This is a genomic window from Umezawaea sp. NPDC059074 (genome assembly GCF_042738955.1).
In the GTDB taxonomy this organism is placed as follows: Bacteria; Actinomycetota; Actinomycetes; order Mycobacteriales; family Pseudonocardiaceae; genus Umezawaea.
Genome location: NZ_JBHYHC010000018.1, coordinates 54,811 through 69,894 on the forward strand (window position 1 = coordinate 54,811; position 15,084 = coordinate 69,894).

Sequence of the window (15,084 nt, forward strand, 5' to 3'; positions counted from 1 at the left end):
CGGACCGATCGGTCGCGTGCTTTGATCACCGCGTGGCGCATCCTGGCGAACCCCATCACGACGACCTCGCGGGCCGGTTGAACTGGTTGCGGGCCGGGGTGCTGGGGGCGAACGACGGCATCGTGTCGACGGCCGGTCTGGTCGTCGGCGTGGCGGGCGCGACGACGGACCGGACGACGATCCTCGCCGCCGGTGTCGCCGGGCTGGTGGCGGGCGCGTTGTCGATGGCCGGTGGGGAGTACGTGTCGGTCAGCACGCAGCGGGACACCGAGCGCGCGGCCCTGGCGTTGGAGCGGCGCGAGCTGCGGGAGATGCCGGTCGAGGAGGAGCGGGAGCTCGCCGAGATCTACCAGGACAAGGGCCTGTCGGCGGAGTTGGCCGCGCGGGTCGCGCGGGAGTTGACGAGCAAGGACGCGTTCCGCGCGCACGCCGAGGCCGAGCTCCAGATCGACCCGGACAACCTGACGAGCCCGTGGCAGGCGGCGTGGGCGTCGCTGGTGTCGTTCGCCCTGGGGGCGCTGGTGCCGGTCGTCGCGATCACGGCTCCGCCGACGGCGTGGCGGGTGTGGACCTGCGTGGTGGCGGTGCTGACCGGCCTGGTGGTGACGGGGCTCGTCAGCGCGCGGCTCGGTGGAGGTGAACCGCGGCGGGCGGTTCTGCGGAACGTCGTGGTGGGGGCCTTGACGATGGTGGTCACCTACTACACGGGCGTCCTGTTCGGCGTCACGGTCGGTTAGGCGGAGGAGCGGCGTGGACGAGGTTCGCAAGGTCGACACGGGTGCGCGCACGGTGACCCGGCAGGTCGTGGTCGACGCCCCGGCGGCGGAGCTGTTCGCGATGCTCGCGAACCCGCACCGGCACAGCGAGGTCGACGGGTCCGGCACCGTTCAACGGGGTGTGCGCGGGCCGGAGCGGCTCAGCCAGGGCGCGGAGTTCTCGGTCGCCATGAAGATGTACGGCCTCCCGTACCGGATCAAGAGCCACGTCACGCGGTTCGAGGACGGCAGGCTGATCGAGTGGCGGCACCCGGCGGGCCACCACTGGCGGTGGACGTTCGACGAGGCCGATGGGCGCACGACCGTGACGGAGACGTTCGACTACAACGGCTCCCGCTCGCCGAAGGTCCTGGAGCTGCTGAAGATGCCCGCCCTGAACGCGAAGGGCATCAGCGCCACCCTCGCGGGCCTGCGCGACCGGTACGCCTAGGCCTCCAGCACGAAGAACAGGAACCCGAGGAAGCTCGTGTTCCCGTGGAACTCCTCCGGGAACAGTTCGCGGGCCTCGAGCGCGGGCGGCGGCTCGCTGATGACGCCGATCCGGAACCCGGCCGCGCTGAACGCGTCGGTCATCGCGTGCAACGGCCGGTTCCAGAAGCTCATCCGGGTGGTCCGCCCGCCCAGCGTCCACTCCTCGGTCCAGTTGTACGTCGAGAAGTAGTCGAAGTCGGCCCCGGTCGCGCGGTGCAGGAGCGTGACCGCGAACGGGTGGTCTACCGAGGCGATGAGCCGCCCGCCGGGCTTCAGCACGCGCCGCACCTCGGCGAGCGTCGGCCCCCAGTCCCGCAGGTAGTGCAGCACGAGCGACGCGACGACGTCGTCGAACGCCCCGTCCGCGTAGGGCAGCGGCTCGGCCAGGTCGGCGACCCGCAGGTCGACCCCGTCCCCGAGCCGCCGCCGCGCCTGCTCCACCATGCCCGCACTGCTGTCGAACCCGGACACGACAGCACCCCGCTCACGCAACGCGGCGGCCAACGGCCCTGCCCCACAACCCGCGTCGAGGATCCGCCGCCCGGCCACGTCCCCGGCGAGCCCCAGCATCGCCGGGCGCTCGTAGTAGGCGTTCATGAGGCTGTTCTCGTTCTCGGCCGTGTACGCCTCGGCCATCCCGTCGTAGACGTTCGCGCTCATGCGACCGACCCTGGCACAGCCGCTCAGCCGGACTCGGTGATCTTCCAGCGGGGGCCGTCCTGCCAGTTGGCCTCGAGCTTCGACTTCTCCGTGGGGCTCTGGAACTCGACGACGAGGGTCGTGGCCGTCGGTTGTTGGACGGAGACGGCGAATCCCTGCCGTGGTGTGGCGGAGATGGTCTGCACGGCGTCCGCGCCGAAGCGGACCGCCACCTCGCCGCCGTCGAGCTGGAAGCTGCGGATGTAGACCTGCTTGCCGTTCTCCTCCGTCCAGCTGCCCTCGGTCGACGCCAGGCGCGCCGGTGGGGAGGCCGAGGTGGACGACGAGGTCGTCGTGGTGGTGACCGAGGAACTGCTTCCCGGTGTCGAGGACGCCGGGGGAGGGGTGGACTTCGAGAGCGACGTCGTGGTGGTGGTCGTGGTGACGCTGCTGGTCACGAGGGTTTGGCCGGTGACGACCTGGGGGCGTTGCTGGACTCCCGCTTCGAGCACGGAGCGGACGCCGAGCCAGGACAGCGCCACGGCTACCGCCGTCGATGCCAGCCAAGCCGCGATGTACCGGATGCCATGTGCCACGGGTGGCATCCTGCCAGTACCTTCCTCCCATGCCTTCGGTGCTGCTCGTCGAGGACGATCCGGTCGTGCGTTCCGCTGTGACCAGGGCCCTCACCGCACTCGGCAACGCGGTGACCCCGGTCGGGACCGCGCTGGACGCGTTGCGGGAGATCACGTCGGGTTCGTTCGACGTGGTCGTGCTGGATCTGGGTCTGCCGGACATGGACGGCGGCGACGCGCTGCGCATGATGCGCGGCGTGTGCGACGTCCCCGTGATCGTGGCGACCGCGCGGGACGACGAGACGGAGATCGTGCGCCTGCTCAACGCGGGCGCGGACGACTACCTCGTGAAGCCGTTCTCCAGCGACCACCTGGCCGCGCGGTTGGCGGCCGTCCTGCGCCGTGCCAGACGCGACGACGCGCACGAGCCGCTGCGCGTCGGTGAGCTGGTGGTGGACCTGGAACGGCGGGAAGCCGCGTTGAGCGGGCGGGTCCTCGCGCTGACGCGCAAGGAGTTCGACCTGCTGGCGTACCTGGCGGCCCGCGAGGGCAAGGTCGTGCCGCGGGGGGAGCTGCTGTCGAACCTGTGGAACATGCCGGGCAACCAGGACGACCAGACGCTCGACGTCCACCTGTCGTGGCTGCGGCGCAAGCTCGGTGAACGCGCCGCCGCACCCCGTTACCTGCACACCGTCCGCGGTGTCGGGTTCAAGCTGACGGCGGCTGGGTGAGACGCTCGCTCGCGCTCGTCGCCCTCGCGGTCACCTCCATGATCGCGTTGGCGTTCCTCATCCCACTGGCGCTCGTGGTGGGACAACTGGCCGAGGACCGCGCACTCGCCGAAGCCGAGCGCCAAGCCGTCGCACTGACGCCGGTGCTCGTCATCACGAACGAGCCCAAGGCGATCGAGCAGGCCCTCGCCAGCACGCAGTACGGCGGGGCGGGCCGGATCGCGGTGCACCTGCCCAGCGGACAGGTGCTCGGGTTCGTGAAGTCGACGCCCGAGCAGCTCGCCACCGCCAAGGAGGAGGGCAAGTCGTTCACCGCGTCGGTGTCCGACGGCCGCGTCTACCTCCAGCCCGTCGTCCTCGACCGCGGCCGGGTGGCCGTCGTGGAGGCGTTCATCCCCGAGGCGGACCTGTCGCGCGGTGTCGAGTCGGCGTGGCTGGCGCTGTCCGGCGTGGCCATCGTGCTGGTCCTCGGGTCCGTGCTCGTCGCCGACCGCCTCGGCGCGCGGGTCGTGAGCGCCGCGTCGGCGCTGGCGGACGGCGCGCGCAAGATGGAGCAGGGCGACCTGACCGCACGCGTGGAGCCCACCGGTCCGCCGGAACTGGTCGAGGCGGGCGGCGCGTTCAACCGGATGGCGGCACGGATAGGCCAACTGGTCGCATCCGAACGGGAAGTGCTGGCGGATTTGTCACACCGCCTGCGCACACCGTTGACGGCATTGCGGCTCGATTCCGAAACGCTCGGCACGGACAGCAGCGCGAATCGCGTCCGGCAGGCCGTGCACGCGTTGGAGCGCGAGGTCAACGAACTGATCCGCGCGGCCCGGCGGGAACTGGTCGACCCGGACAGCAACCGGTGCGACGCGGCGCTCGTGGTGCAGGACCGGCTGGTGTTCTGGTCCGCGCTGGCCGACGACCAGCAGCGCCTGTGGAACCTCCGGGGCACCGAGAAGCGGGCCATGGTGGGCCTCGCCCGGTCCGACCTGGCGGCCGCGATGGACGCCGTGATCGGCAACATCTTCCGGCACACCCCGGAAGGCACGAACTTCGTCGTCGCCCTCTTCCACCAGGCAGAACGAGTCGTCATCGTCATCGAGGACGCGGGCCCCGGCATCCCCGACACGGCCGCCGCGATGAAGCGCGGCGTGAGCGGCGCGGGGTCGACCGGACTGGGCATGGACATCGTCCGGCGGGCCGCCGAGGCGACCGGCGGATCGCTGCGGATCGACCGGGGACCGCTGGGCGGCACCAGGGTCCAGCTGCGCCTCACGAGGCTACCGGACTGATCGGTCTCTTCCTTTAATTATCCTGTCGTGAGGTTTAAATGTACCATAAATAATTGTTCCTTGACATTGTTTTGAATGCGGCTAGGGTTTTGCGAGGCCATTGTTTCCGCCTATGCCGCAGAAGAGGAACCCCGCCGTGCCTCGCACCACAACACCCCTCCGCTCGCTCCTGCTCGCCTTCGGCACCGTCGTGCTGATCGCCGGATGCGAACCCGGTGGCACCGTTGGCGCGGGTGGCGGAGGAGGTGGCGGCGGCTTCGTGACCGCGACGGAGACCCCGAGCGCGGTGGCCACGTCGCCGTCGAACGACGACCTGCGCGGCCCGGCGTCCAGTTCGGCCTCGGCCTCGGCGTCGAGCAGCAGCGCCGCTCCCAGCAGCTCCGAGTCGGCCGCCCCGACCACGACGACCACCACCGAGACCTCCACGGCCGCCGCCCCGCCGCCCAAGACGACGGAGAAGCCCGCGGACCCGCCGCCCGCGAACACCCCGGCCCCGACCGAGGCGCAGGCCCAGGAGGCCAAGGTCCTGGAGATCACCAACCAGGAACGCGCCACCGCCGGCTGCGCCCCGTTGACCGCCGACGACCGCCTCGCGGCCTCGGCCCGCGGCCACAGCCAGGACATGGCCAACCAGAACTACTTCGACCACGTCTCCAAGGACGGCCGCACGTTCGTCGACCGCATCAAGGCCGCGGGCTTCCCGAACCCCGGCGCGGAGAACATCGCCGCGGGCCAGCCGACCCCCGAAGCCGTCATGAAGGGCTGGATGGAGTCCCCCGGCCACCGCGCCAACATCCTCAACTGCGGCCTCAAGTTCCTCGGCGTCGGCGTCGCCAAGGGCGGCTCGTTCGGCATCTACTGGACCCAGAACTTCGGCTGGTAGATCACTCCGAGTCGTTCGGAAGCTCTTCCCCCAGAACTCAGGCACCCCGAGCCCTGCACTCGGGGTGCCTGACCACTTCTCAGCCCAGCAGCTCCCGCACCCACGCCACGGTGGACTCGGCCTGCTCCCGCTGGAACGCCCGCAACGTCGGCAACCCCTCCGGCGCGGGCAACCGGGCCCCGTCGGCGAAGAACCCGGCCATCCCGGCCAACACCCCGACCAGGTCACCGAGGTCCACGTCGGGGACGTGCCGGGCCAGCAGCGCCGACGTGTCGTGCCCGCCGTGCAGCCGGACGTTGAGCAGCAGGAGCACCGTGTCCACCCACCACGGTCCCCGGCAGGCCCACGGCCAGTCCACGACGGTCACCGCGCCGTCCGCGCCCAGCAGGAAGTTGTCGGCGCGGACGTCCAGGTGCGCCAGCGTCTCGCCCGCCAGCGCCGCGAGCCCACGGTCGGCCGAGGCCCGCAACGCGTCCAGGTGCTCCGCCACCCACGGGTCGAGGTCCGGCGGCGGGTCGGCCGCGATCCGGTGCCACCCGGCGAAGTCGTGGGCCAATCCCTCGGCGGCCGTGCGCAGCCCGGCCACCGGCGAGGGCGTCGTCGACTCCGCGAGGTCTGCCAACGCCCGGAGCACCAGGTCCAGTTCGGGTCCGGTCCACGGCGTCACCGGATGACGTCCCTCCACGTCCGACAGCACCAGCGCGATCCACTCGCCGTCGTCGAAGGTCCCCAGCAGCTTCGGCGCGTGCGCCTGCGGAGGCAGCGCGGCGGTCACCACGGCCTCCCGGCGGTGCAACTCGCAGCTCCGCTCGTTCTGCGCCGGGCTCACCGCCTTCACGAACGCCCGCGACCCGGACGCGGTCACCACCCGGTCCGCTGTCCCCGGCGAGAACCCACCGGGCTGCGACACCGCCTCCACCACGGTCCCGCCGATGATCTCCTCCACGCCGCGGCGCACGGGCGCGGGCAGGTCGTCCCAGGTGATCCGCATCGTCACTCCCCAGGGCTGTGCAGCTCGTCGAGCACGAGCACGGTGTGGCTGGACGTCACGTCCGGCATGGTCTGCAACCGGTTCAGGACCAGGTCGCGCAGGCTGTGCGCGTCCGGAGCGCGCACCAGCAGCACGAGGTCGTAGTCGCCGGACACCAGCGCGCCGTGCCACACCTCCGGGATCTCCCGGATCCGCCGCCGCACCGTCTTCCACGAGTGCTGGCTGATCTTCAGGTACACGTACGCCGAGATGCCGAACCCGTACCGCTCCGGGTCCACGTCCGCGCTGTAGCCGGTGATCACCTTGTCGCGGTGCAGGCGGTCCACGCGCGAGTACGCGCTCGCGCGGGAGATGTGCAGGCGTTCGGCCAGCCCGCGCATGGACAGCCTGCCGTCGGCGCGCAGCTCCTCCACGATGCGGCGGTCGGTGTCGTCGAGCGGGTCCAGACGTCCAGTCGGCACGGCCTTCACGGGGGGCTTGGCAGGCATGTGGTTCACGATAACCGCCGGTCACGACCATTCGTCCAGGGAAACGGCCTGGATCTAGAACTTTGGCTGTGACCCGGTTCACCATGGGCCTCACCCTGGGCCCGAGGAGGACACATGGCACGCACGAGCCTGCCCGCGAGGGAGCGCTCCCTGCTCCCGACCGACGCGCCGTTGTCCCTGCTGACGAAGACCGGCGAGCCGGTCGTGGACTCCGAGCTGGTCATGCCGGACGACGACGTCCTGCTCGAACTGCACCGCCGCATGGTGATCGGCCGCCGGTTCGACACCCAGGCCACGGCGTTGACCCGCCAGGGCAGGCTCGCGGTCTACCCGTCCAGCCGCGGCCAGGAGGCCTGCGAGGTCGGGTCCGTGCTGGCGCTGCGCGAGCAGGACTGGCTGTTCCCGACCTACCGCGACTCGGTCGCGCTGGTGACCAGGGGCGTTCCGGCGCAGGGCACGTTGACGCTCCTCCAGGGCGGCTGGCACCTCGGGTACGACCCGCACGAGCACCGGGTCGCGCCGCAGTGCACGCCGCTGGCGACCAACACGCTGCACGCGGTCGGCCTCGGGCACGCCGCCCGGCTCAAGGGCGAGGACACCGTCGCGCTGGTGCTGCTCGGCGACGGCGCGACCAGCGAGGGCGACACGCACGAGGCGCTGAACTTCGCCGGGGTGTGGCAGGCGCCGGTGGTGTTCCTGGTGCAGAACAACGGCTACGCGATCAGCGTGCCGATGAGCAAGCAGAACGCCGCGCCCTCGTTGGCGCACAAGGGCGTCGGCTACGGCGTGCCCTCGGTGCTGGTCGACGGCAACGACCCGGCCGCCGTCTACGCCGTGGTGCGCGACGCCGTCCGCACGGCCGCCGAGGGCGGTGGCCCGACGCTGATCGAGGCGCTGACCTACCGCGTCGAGGCGCACACCAACGCCGACGACGCCACCCGCTACCGCGACGCCGACGAGGTCGCCGCGTGGCTGGACCGCGACCCCGTGGACCGGATCGAGGCGTACCTGACCGCGCGGGGCCTGCTCGACGACGCCCGCCGCGCGTCCGTCGCCGCCGAGGCCGAGGCGTACGCGGCGAGCGTGCGCGAGGTGATGAACGCCGACGTCGAGGTCGACCCGGCCGAGCTGTTCGCGCACGTCTACGCCGAGCCGACCCGCCACCTGCGGGAGCAGGCCGCCCAGCTCGCGGAGGAACTCGCATGAGCACGCTGTCGATGTCCGCGGCGCTGAACCTGGCGCTGTCGGACGCGCTGGAGGCCGACGAGCGGGTGCTGGTGTTCGGCGAGGACGTCGGCCCGCTGGGCGGGGTCTTCCGGATCACCGACGGGCTGGCCGCGAAGTTCGGCGACCGCAGGGTGTTCGACACCCCGCTCGCCGAGTCGGGCATCGTCGGCACCGCGATCGGCATGGCCATGAACGGGATGCGCCCGGTCGTGGAGATGCAGTTCGACGCGTTCGCCTACCCGGCGTTCGAGCAGATCACCAGCCACCTGGCCAAGATGCGCAACCGCACGCGCGGCGAGGTCGAGGTGCCCGTCGTCATCCGCATCCCGTACGGCGGCGGCATCGGCGGCGTGGAGCACCACTGCGACTCCTCCGAGGCCTACTACACGCACACGTCCGGGCTGCGGGTCGTCACGCCCGGCACCCCGCAGGACGGCTACGACCTGCTGCGCGACGCGATCGACTCGCCGGACCCGGTGATCTTCCTTGAACCCAAGCGCCGGTACTGGTCCAAGGGCGAGGTGTCGCTGGGCGCGCACCGGCTCGGGTTCGAGAAAGCGCTGGTCCGACGGCCCGGCAAGGACGTCACGCTGATCGCGTACGGGCCGATGGTCGCGACGGCGCTGGAGACCGCCGAGGCCGCCGTCGAGGAGGGCTGGGACGTCGAGGTCGTCGACCTGCGCAGCCTGTCGCCGTTCGACGACGAGACGGTGTGCGCGTCGGTCCGCAAGACCGGGCGCGCGGTCGTGGTGCACGAGGCGGCCGGGTTCGGCGGGTACGGCGCGGAGGTCGTCGCGCGGGTCACCGAGCGCTGCTTCCACCACCTGCACGCGCCCGTCCTGCGGGTGACCGGGTTCGACATCCCCTACCCGCCGCCGAAGCTGGAGGAGCACTTCCTGCCGGGCGTGGACCGGATCCTGGACACGATCGGCAGGCTCCAGTGGGACGACGAAGTGGTGGGCTCCCGTGCCTGACTTCCTGCTGCCGGACCTCGGCGAGGGCCTGACCGAGGGCGAGATCGTCACCTGGCTGGTCAAGGTCGGGGACACCGTGTCCATCGACCAGCCCGTCGTCGAGGTCGAGACGGCCAAGGCCGTGGTGGAGGTGCCGTGCCCGTTCGAGGGCGTCGTCACGGCCACGCACGGCAAGGCCGGTGAGTCCCTCGCCGTCGGCGCGGTGCTGCTGACCGTGGGGGGAGAAGGCTTCCAGGAGCCGGGCGTGGTCGTGCCGGAGCAGGGCAGCGGCAACGTCCTGATCGGCTACGGCACGTCCGAGGCCCCGCGCCGGAAGCGCCGCGGAGCCCGAACGGCCGCGCCTGTTCCTGTTGTCGCGCCTGCCCCGGTCGCCGCCGTCGCCGCGCCCGTGGCCAAGCCCGGTGTGATCTCGCCGCTGGTGCGGAGGTTCGCGCGGGAGAACGACGTCGACCTCGCGACGGTCACCGGCACCGGGCCGAGCGGGATCATCCGCCGGACCGACGTCGAGCAGGAGCTGGCTCGTCGGGTCGTCGTCCCCGCGGTGACCGGCGAACGCCGGATCCCGTTGAAGGGCCTGCGGAAGACCGTGGCGGACAAGCTCTCCGCGTCCCGCCGCGAGATCCCCGAGGCGACGGTGTGGGTCGACGTCGACGCCACCGACTTCCTCGCCGCCCGCGCGGCCCTCGAGGACGTCGGCCTGTTCGCGCTGCTGGCCCGGTTCACCGTGCTGGGCCTGAAGAAGTTCCCCGAGCTGAACTCCCGCGTCGAGGGCGACGAGATCGTCGTGCTCGACCAGGTGAACCTCGGCTTCGCCGCCCAGACCGATCGCGGGCTGGTCGTCCCGGTCGTCCGGAACGCCCAGGACCTCACCGCGAGCGAGCTGTCGGCGGCGCTCGCCGACCGCACGGCCGCCGCGCGCGCGGGCAAGCTGTCCCCGGCCGACCTGACCGGCGGCACCTTCACCGTCAACAACTACGGCGTGTTCGGCGTGGACGGTTCGGCCGCGATCATCAACCACCCGGAGGCCGCGATCCTCGGCATGGGCCGGATCATCGACCGGCCGTGGGTCGTGGACGGGCAGCTCGCCGTGCGCAAGGTGTGCGAGCTGACGCTGGCGTTCGACCACCGGGTGTGCGACGGCGGCGTGGCGGGCGGGTTCCTGCGGTACGTCGCGGACTGCGTCGAGTCGCCGATCACCGCGTTGGGCGACCTCTAGGTCCGCGACGCCTGGAGCAGGCAGGCGAACGCGGCGATCGACGTCAGGGTGCGGGCGAGGTTCCACGGCACCCAGGTGGCCTCGAACGCCTGGCGCACGGCGGCGAGGTCGGTGATCCCCGCGGGGTCGCCCGCCGCGTCGAGCGCGTTGTTCAACGGGATGTTGACGGCCGCGGTGATCGCGATCGTCGCGAGGTAGAGCACCGCGCCCGCCGCCACCCAGCCGAAACCGGGACGGCCGAAGCGCAGCACCGCGGCCAGCACGCCGAAGGCCGCCGCGCCGAGGAACGCGAGCAGGAACCAGCCGTTGACGATCGCGATGTTGATCCGCTGCATGGTGTCGACGAGGGTCCGGTCGTCGGCGCCCTTGAGGGCGGGCATGACCGAGCAGGCGTAGGCGAAGAAGAGACCGGCGATCAGGCCGGTGGTGAGGGTGGCCGCGGTCAGTGCGGCCCCGCGCAGCGTGTCCATGCCGTCGAGTCAAGTGGACCGGGCCCGCCGCGGCCATCGTTCAGACGCTCTCCGGTGTGCGCCTCCGTCTACGCTGGACCGGTGGACGCGCTGGTGGGGTTGCTGGACGGTCCGCGCGCCCGCGGCGCGTTCCTGCTGCGCACGGTGCTCGACCCGCCGTGGTCGGTCCGGATCCAGGACGAGGCGCCGCTGACCGTGGTGTCGCTGGTGCGCGGTCACGCGTGGATCGCGCACGACGACGGCGACCCCGTCCGCCTGGTCGCGGGTGACGTGGCCGTGGTCCTCGGACCCGACCCGTACACCGTCGCCGACGACCCGGACACCCCGCCGCGGGCGGTCATCCACCCCGGCCAGCGGTGCGAGACGCCCGACGGGGAGAGCCTCGCGGCGAGCATGGACCTCGGCGTCCGCACGTGGGGCACGAACCCCGACGGCCGGATGATGATGCTGACGGGCGCGTACCCGATGCGCGGCGAGATCAGCCGACGACTGCTGGACGCGCTGCCGAGGGTGCTGGTGCTGCGCGAGGACGAGTGGGACTGCCCGATCGTGCCGCTGCTGACCGCCGAGATCGTGAAGGACGACCCCGGCCAGGAGGTCGTCCTCGACCGGTTGCTCGACCTGCTGCTGATCGCGGTGCTGCGGACGTGGTTCTCCCGCGCCGACGCGCCCGCCTGGTACCGTGCGCTGGCCGATCCCGTGGTGGGGCAGGCGGTGCGGCTGTTGCAGCACAACCCCGCGCACCCGTGGACGGTGGCGGCGCTGGCGGCGAAGGCCGGGGTGTCGCGGGCGGCGCTCGCGCGGCGGTTCACCGACCTGGTGGGGGAGTCGCCGATGGCGTTCCTGACGGAGTGGCGGCTGGCGCTGGCCGCCGACCTGCTGCGCGAGTCCGACGCCACGGTCGGCGCGGTCGCCCGGCAGGTCGGCTACGGCAGCTCGTTCGCGTTGAGCACCGCGTTCAAGCGGGAGCGCGGGGTCAGCCCGCAGGAGTACCGGACGGGCTAGCTGCGCCAGGTCGCGTTGTAGCGGGCCTGCTGGTCGTCGTCGGTGCGCTTGGCGCGGGTCTCGCCCGCGGACCCGTGCCGGAAGCCGTACTTGGTGATCCGGTTCTCCACGCTCTCGGCCGCGTACGACAGCGAGAAGTAGACGCCGACGATGAGGCCGATCGCGCCGCACGCCACGGCCAGCCCGATCGGGGAACCCAGCGCCAGCACCAGGACCGTGCCGATCACCAGGCTGAGCGGCAGGACCTGGAGCAGGGCGCGCACCGTGAAGCGCAGCAGCCAGTCCGGGCGGGTCACGTCCTGGAACACCCACTCGCGGTAGCGCTGCGGCAGGCGGCCGCCGACGAAGTACCAGAGGCGCAGGGCGACGTTCGGGGTCATGGCTACTCCTGGTGGGCTGCGGCGATGACGCGGGTCAGCGAGGTGTGCAGCACGCGCAGCTCGTCGAGGCTCATGTCGAGCTTCCCGACGATGGCGGGCGGGATCTTGAGCGCCCGCTCGCGCAGGGCCCGGCCCTCGGCGGTGAGCGTGACGGCCAGCGCGCGTTCGTCGGTGCGGTCGCGGTCGCGGGTGATGTACCCGGTGGACTCCAGGCGCTTGAGCAACGGCGAGAGCGTGCCGGGGTCGAGCCGGAGCAGTGAGCTGAGCTCCTTGCCGGACAACGGATCGCGCTGCCACAGCGCCAGCATCACCAGGTACTGCGGGTGCGTGAGGCCCATCGGCTCCAGCAGCGGCTTGTAGACGGCCACCACGCCGCGCGCGGCGATCGACAGCGCGAAGCAGACCTGGTTCTCCAGGGCCAGCGGGTCCTCTTCCATGTGGTTAGCGTACCAAAGATTGGTGCACCAACTAAATATTCGACTGTGTGGTTCGTCATGGATCGGGTTAGGTGGAGGAGTGACCCCAGAACACCTCGTCGGCCTGCTGGCCGAACCGGAACGCCTCCGCGTCGCGGCCGCCGTCGTCCTCGGGGCGCGCACGCCGTCGGCGATCGTCGCCGCCACCGGGCTGGACGTCCGGGTGGTGGCGAAGGCCGTGCAACGCCTGGAGAGCGGCGGGCTCGTCTCGTCCGGCGCGGACGGGATCGTGCTGCACGACGAGGTGTTCAAGGAGGTCGCCAGCTCGGTGGTCGCGCCCGCCGTGGAGCACGAGGACCAGGTGCTGCGGGCGTTCGTGCGCGGCGGCAGGCTCGTCCGGTTCCCGACGCAGGCCGCCAAGCGGCAGGCCGTGCTGGAGCACGTGGCGCAGTCGTTCGAACCGGGGCGGCGGTACCCCGAGGTCGACGTGAACGCGGTGCTGCGGGCGTGGTGCGAGGGCGGCGAGGCGGACCACGTGGCGTTGCGGCGGTACCTGATCGACGCCGGGCTGCTGAGCCGGGACGCGGGGCTGTACTGGAGGTCCGGCGGGCCGGTGGTCTAGGTCCGGCGGTCCAGGTCTGATCGTCTTAGGTCCGGCGGATGCCGTCGAAGGCCATGTGGCACACGGTGTCGGCGAGTTCGGTCGAGTCGGAGCACCGTCGGGGGCGGTACCACTCGGTCAGCGAGTTGACCATGCCGAAGAGGAGCCGGGCCACCGTGGCGGGGTCGAGGCCCTCGCGGACGTCGCCCTCGGCCTCCGCCTGCTTCACCAGGTCGGTGACGAGGTGGTCGAACTCGCGCCTGCGGGCGAGCGCCGCTCGTTCCACCTTGGTGTTGCCGCGCACGCGGAGCAGGAGTGTGACGAAAGGCAGTTGCGCCACGAGGACCGCGACGCTGCCCCGGAGGACGTGCTCCAGGCGGTCGATGGCCCTGCCGGGGACGTCGTCGGCTTCGGTGATGACCTGGAAGAGGCCGTCGAGGGCTCGGTCGACGGCGAGCCGGAGCAGTTCGTCCTTGCTCGGCACGTGGTAGTAGATGGCGGACTTGGTGATGCCCAGCTTGCGGGCCAGGTCCTCCATGCTGGTGCCGTCGTAGCCGCGCTCGTTGAACAGCTTGACGGCCACCAGGAGCAGGGACTCCAGGTCGTAGCCGGGGCGGCCGCGCTTCGTGGTCATGGTCGGCATTGTCGCCCACGTCTCGTTTCCTGACCGAACGGACGGTGGATAATGGGCCGCATTCGCGAGGAAGGGAAGCCCTGATGCCCGAGGTGTACCTGGTCGACGGAGTCCGCACCCCCCAAGGCCGCTACGGCGGCGCGCTGGCCGGAGTCCGGCCGGACGACCTCGCCGCGCTGGTGGTGGGGGAGGTGCTGCGGCGCGTCGGGTTGTCCGGGGAGGCCGTGGACGAGGTGATCCTCGGGGCCGCCAACCAGGCCGGGGAGGACAACCGGAACGTGGCGCGGATGGCGGTGCTGTTGGCCGGGCTGCCCGATTCGGTGCCCGGGTACACCGTGAACCGGCTTTGCGCGTCCGGGTTGACGGCGGTGTCTTCCGCGGCGCAGGCGATTCGGTCCGGGGAGGCCGATGTCGTGGTCGCCGGTGGGGTGGAGTCGATGACTCGTGCGCCTTGGGTGATGGCGAAGCCAGGGACGCCGTGGGCGAAGCCTGGGGAAGTGGTGGATTCGTCGTTGGGGTGGAGGTTCACCAATCCCCGGTTCACCGGGGAGACGACGTTGAGCATGGGGGAGACGGCTGAAGAGGTCGCCGCTCTGGACGGGATCACGCGGGAGGAGTCGGACGAGTTCGCGTTGCGGAGTCACGCGAAGGCTGTGGCGGCTATCGACGCGGGGCGGTTTGACGGGGAGATCGTTCCCGTCCCGGTGAAGGACGGGGTGTTCTCCGTTGACGAGGGGCCTCGGCGGGGTGGGTCGCTGGAGAAGTTGGCCTCGTTGCGGACGGTGTTCCGCGATGGGGGTGTGGTTACCGCCGGGTCGTCGTCACCGTTGTCGGACGGGGCCGCGGCGGTGGTGTTGGCCAGTGAGGACGCCGTGCGGCGGTACGGGTTGACGCCTCGGGCGCGGGTGGTGGCCGGGGCTAGCGCTGGGGTGTCGCCGCACGTGATGGGGCTGGGGCCGGTGCCCGCTACCGAGAAGGTGTTGGGGCGGGCCGGGTGGGGCGTCGAGTCCTTGGACGCCGTGGAGTTGAACGAGGCGTTCGCCGTGCAGAGCTTGGCTGTCATGCGGCGGTTGAAGCTGGATTCGTCGATCGTGAACGCCGACGGTGGGGCTATTGCTCTGGGGCATCCGTTGGGGGCGTCCGGGGCTCGGTTGGTCGTGGCGTTGATGGGGCGGTTGGAGAGAGAAGGCGGGTCGCGGGGGTTGGCGACGTTGTGCGTGGGGGTGGGGCAAGGGGTGTCCTTGCTGGTGGAGCGGGTCTGAGGGTGATCCGGGGAAGGCGGTTCCGCGGAATCGCCTTCCCCGACCCGCACCGGGCCTGACCG

At 71.6% G+C, this 15,084-nt stretch carries 19 protein-coding genes; 11 read left to right on the forward strand and 8 right to left on the reverse strand.

Annotated features, from left to right (window positions below):
* The first annotated feature begins 32 nt into the window (after positions 1–32).
* Together ACFWW9_RS11185 and ACFWW9_RS11190 are read left to right on the forward strand one after the other, a co-directional pair.
* On the forward strand, positions 33–737 hold the full coding sequence (locus ACFWW9_RS11185) for a VIT family protein (protein WP_390374586.1): 705 nt from the start codon (positions 33–35) through the stop codon (positions 735–737).
* Positions 738–750: 13 nt separating this feature from the next.
* Entirely contained in the window at positions 751–1,206 is a 456-nt protein-coding gene (locus ACFWW9_RS11190; protein WP_390374588.1) for an SRPBCC family protein, read from the forward strand.
* Here the strand turns inward: ACFWW9_RS11190 and ACFWW9_RS11195 are convergent.
* Positions 1,203–1,907: a class I SAM-dependent methyltransferase gene (locus ACFWW9_RS11195; protein ID WP_390374590.1), complete on the reverse strand. Its 705-nt coding sequence runs from the start codon at positions 1,905–1,907 to the stop codon at positions 1,203–1,205. The genes ACFWW9_RS11190 and ACFWW9_RS11195 overlap by 4 nt on opposite strands.
* A 23-nt stretch (positions 1,908–1,930) precedes the next feature.
* Complete coding sequence (locus ACFWW9_RS11200; protein ID WP_390374592.1) at positions 1,931–2,482, reverse strand: hypothetical protein; 552 nt, start codon at positions 2,480–2,482, stop codon at positions 1,931–1,933.
* Between the two features lie 29 nt (positions 2,483–2,511).
* Between ACFWW9_RS11200 and ACFWW9_RS11205 the strand changes: the two genes are divergently transcribed.
* From ACFWW9_RS11205 to ACFWW9_RS11215, 3 genes are all read left to right on the forward strand, one after another.
* Entirely contained in the window at positions 2,512–3,192 is a 681-nt protein-coding gene (locus tag ACFWW9_RS11205; RefSeq protein ID WP_390374594.1) for a response regulator transcription factor, read from the forward strand.
* Positions 3,189–4,475 (forward strand): ATP-binding protein, encoded by a 1,287-nt coding sequence (locus ACFWW9_RS11210; protein WP_390374596.1) that lies wholly within the window; start codon positions 3,189–3,191, stop codon positions 4,473–4,475. The genes ACFWW9_RS11205 and ACFWW9_RS11210 overlap by 4 nt, the downstream gene beginning before the upstream one ends.
* Positions 4,476–4,611: 136 nt before the next feature.
* Entirely contained in the window at positions 4,612–5,358 is a 747-nt protein-coding gene (locus ACFWW9_RS11215) for a CAP domain-containing protein (protein WP_390374598.1), read from the forward strand.
* A 79-nt stretch (positions 5,359–5,437) separates the two neighbouring features.
* Here ACFWW9_RS11215 and ACFWW9_RS11220 read toward each other — a convergent pair whose 3' ends face one another.
* Both ACFWW9_RS11220 and ACFWW9_RS11225 read right to left on the reverse strand, forming a co-directional pair.
* A complete protein-coding gene (locus ACFWW9_RS11220) occupies positions 5,438–6,349 on the reverse strand; it encodes an aminoglycoside phosphotransferase family protein (protein ID WP_390374600.1) in 912 nt (303 codons plus the stop codon).
* A 2-nt stretch (positions 6,350–6,351) separates the two neighbouring features.
* The gene (locus ACFWW9_RS11225) at positions 6,352–6,837 is read right to left on the reverse strand and encodes an Lrp/AsnC family transcriptional regulator (protein WP_390374602.1); all 486 of its coding nucleotides are present in this window, start codon (positions 6,835–6,837) and stop codon (positions 6,352–6,354) included.
* Positions 6,838–6,951: 114 nt separating this feature from the next.
* Between ACFWW9_RS11225 and pdhA the strand changes: the two genes are divergently transcribed.
* Genes pdhA through ACFWW9_RS11240 form a run of 3 tightly spaced genes read left to right on the forward strand, consistent with a single transcriptional unit; the run spans position 6,952 to position 10,254 of the window.
* On the forward strand, positions 6,952–8,043 hold the full coding sequence (gene pdhA / locus ACFWW9_RS11230) for a pyruvate dehydrogenase (acetyl-transferring) E1 component subunit alpha (protein WP_390374604.1): 1,092 nt from the start codon (positions 6,952–6,954) through the stop codon (positions 8,041–8,043).
* Complete coding sequence (locus ACFWW9_RS11235; protein WP_390374606.1) at positions 8,040–9,038, forward strand: alpha-ketoacid dehydrogenase subunit beta; 999 nt, start codon at positions 8,040–8,042, stop codon at positions 9,036–9,038. Before pdhA ends, ACFWW9_RS11235 begins: the two co-directional genes overlap by 4 nt.
* Complete coding sequence (locus ACFWW9_RS11240; RefSeq protein WP_390374608.1) at positions 9,031–10,254, forward strand: dihydrolipoamide acetyltransferase family protein; 1,224 nt, start codon at positions 9,031–9,033, stop codon at positions 10,252–10,254. The genes ACFWW9_RS11235 and ACFWW9_RS11240 overlap by 8 nt, the downstream gene beginning before the upstream one ends.
* Here the strand turns inward: ACFWW9_RS11240 and ACFWW9_RS11245 are convergent.
* Entirely contained in the window at positions 10,251–10,724 is a 474-nt protein-coding gene (locus ACFWW9_RS11245) for a DUF1772 domain-containing protein (protein ID WP_390374610.1), read from the reverse strand. The two genes, ACFWW9_RS11240 and ACFWW9_RS11245, sit on opposite strands and share 4 nt — an antisense overlap.
* Positions 10,725–10,805: 81 nt before the next feature.
* Between ACFWW9_RS11245 and ACFWW9_RS11250 the strand changes: the two genes are divergently transcribed.
* Positions 10,806–11,729, forward strand: coding sequence for an AraC family transcriptional regulator (locus tag ACFWW9_RS11250; protein ID WP_390374612.1), 924 nt, complete (start codon positions 10,806–10,808; stop codon positions 11,727–11,729).
* On the opposite strand, the gene ACFWW9_RS11255 is transcribed toward ACFWW9_RS11250, so the two are convergent.
* Both ACFWW9_RS11255 and ACFWW9_RS11260 read right to left on the reverse strand, forming a co-directional pair.
* On the reverse strand, positions 11,726–12,109 hold the full coding sequence (locus tag ACFWW9_RS11255; protein ID WP_390374614.1) for a DUF5313 family protein: 384 nt from the start codon (positions 12,107–12,109) through the stop codon (positions 11,726–11,728). The two genes, ACFWW9_RS11250 and ACFWW9_RS11255, sit on opposite strands and share 4 nt — an antisense overlap.
* A 2-nt stretch (positions 12,110–12,111) precedes the next feature.
* Positions 12,112–12,546 carry a MarR family winged helix-turn-helix transcriptional regulator gene (locus ACFWW9_RS11260; protein WP_390374616.1) on the reverse strand — a complete coding sequence of 145 codons (435 nt, stop codon included), beginning with the start codon at positions 12,544–12,546 and terminating at the stop codon, positions 12,112–12,114.
* Positions 12,547–12,625: 79 nt separating this feature from the next.
* Between ACFWW9_RS11260 and ACFWW9_RS11265 the strand changes: the two genes are divergently transcribed.
* Positions 12,626–13,147 (forward strand): DUF2087 domain-containing protein, encoded by a 522-nt coding sequence (locus ACFWW9_RS11265; RefSeq protein ID WP_390374618.1) that lies wholly within the window; start codon positions 12,626–12,628, stop codon positions 13,145–13,147.
* Positions 13,148–13,172: 25 nt separating this feature from the next.
* Here the strand turns inward: ACFWW9_RS11265 and ACFWW9_RS11270 are convergent, their stop codons facing one another.
* Positions 13,173–13,760: a TetR/AcrR family transcriptional regulator gene (locus ACFWW9_RS11270; protein WP_390374620.1), complete on the reverse strand. Its 588-nt coding sequence runs from the start codon at positions 13,758–13,760 to the stop codon at positions 13,173–13,175.
* Between the two features lie 83 nt (positions 13,761–13,843).
* On the opposite strand from ACFWW9_RS11270, the gene ACFWW9_RS11275 reads away from it, so the two are divergent.
* A complete protein-coding gene (locus tag ACFWW9_RS11275) occupies positions 13,844–15,022 on the forward strand; it encodes a thiolase family protein (RefSeq protein WP_390374622.1) in 1,179 nt (392 codons plus the stop codon).
* Positions 15,023–15,084: the final 62 nt, after the last annotated feature.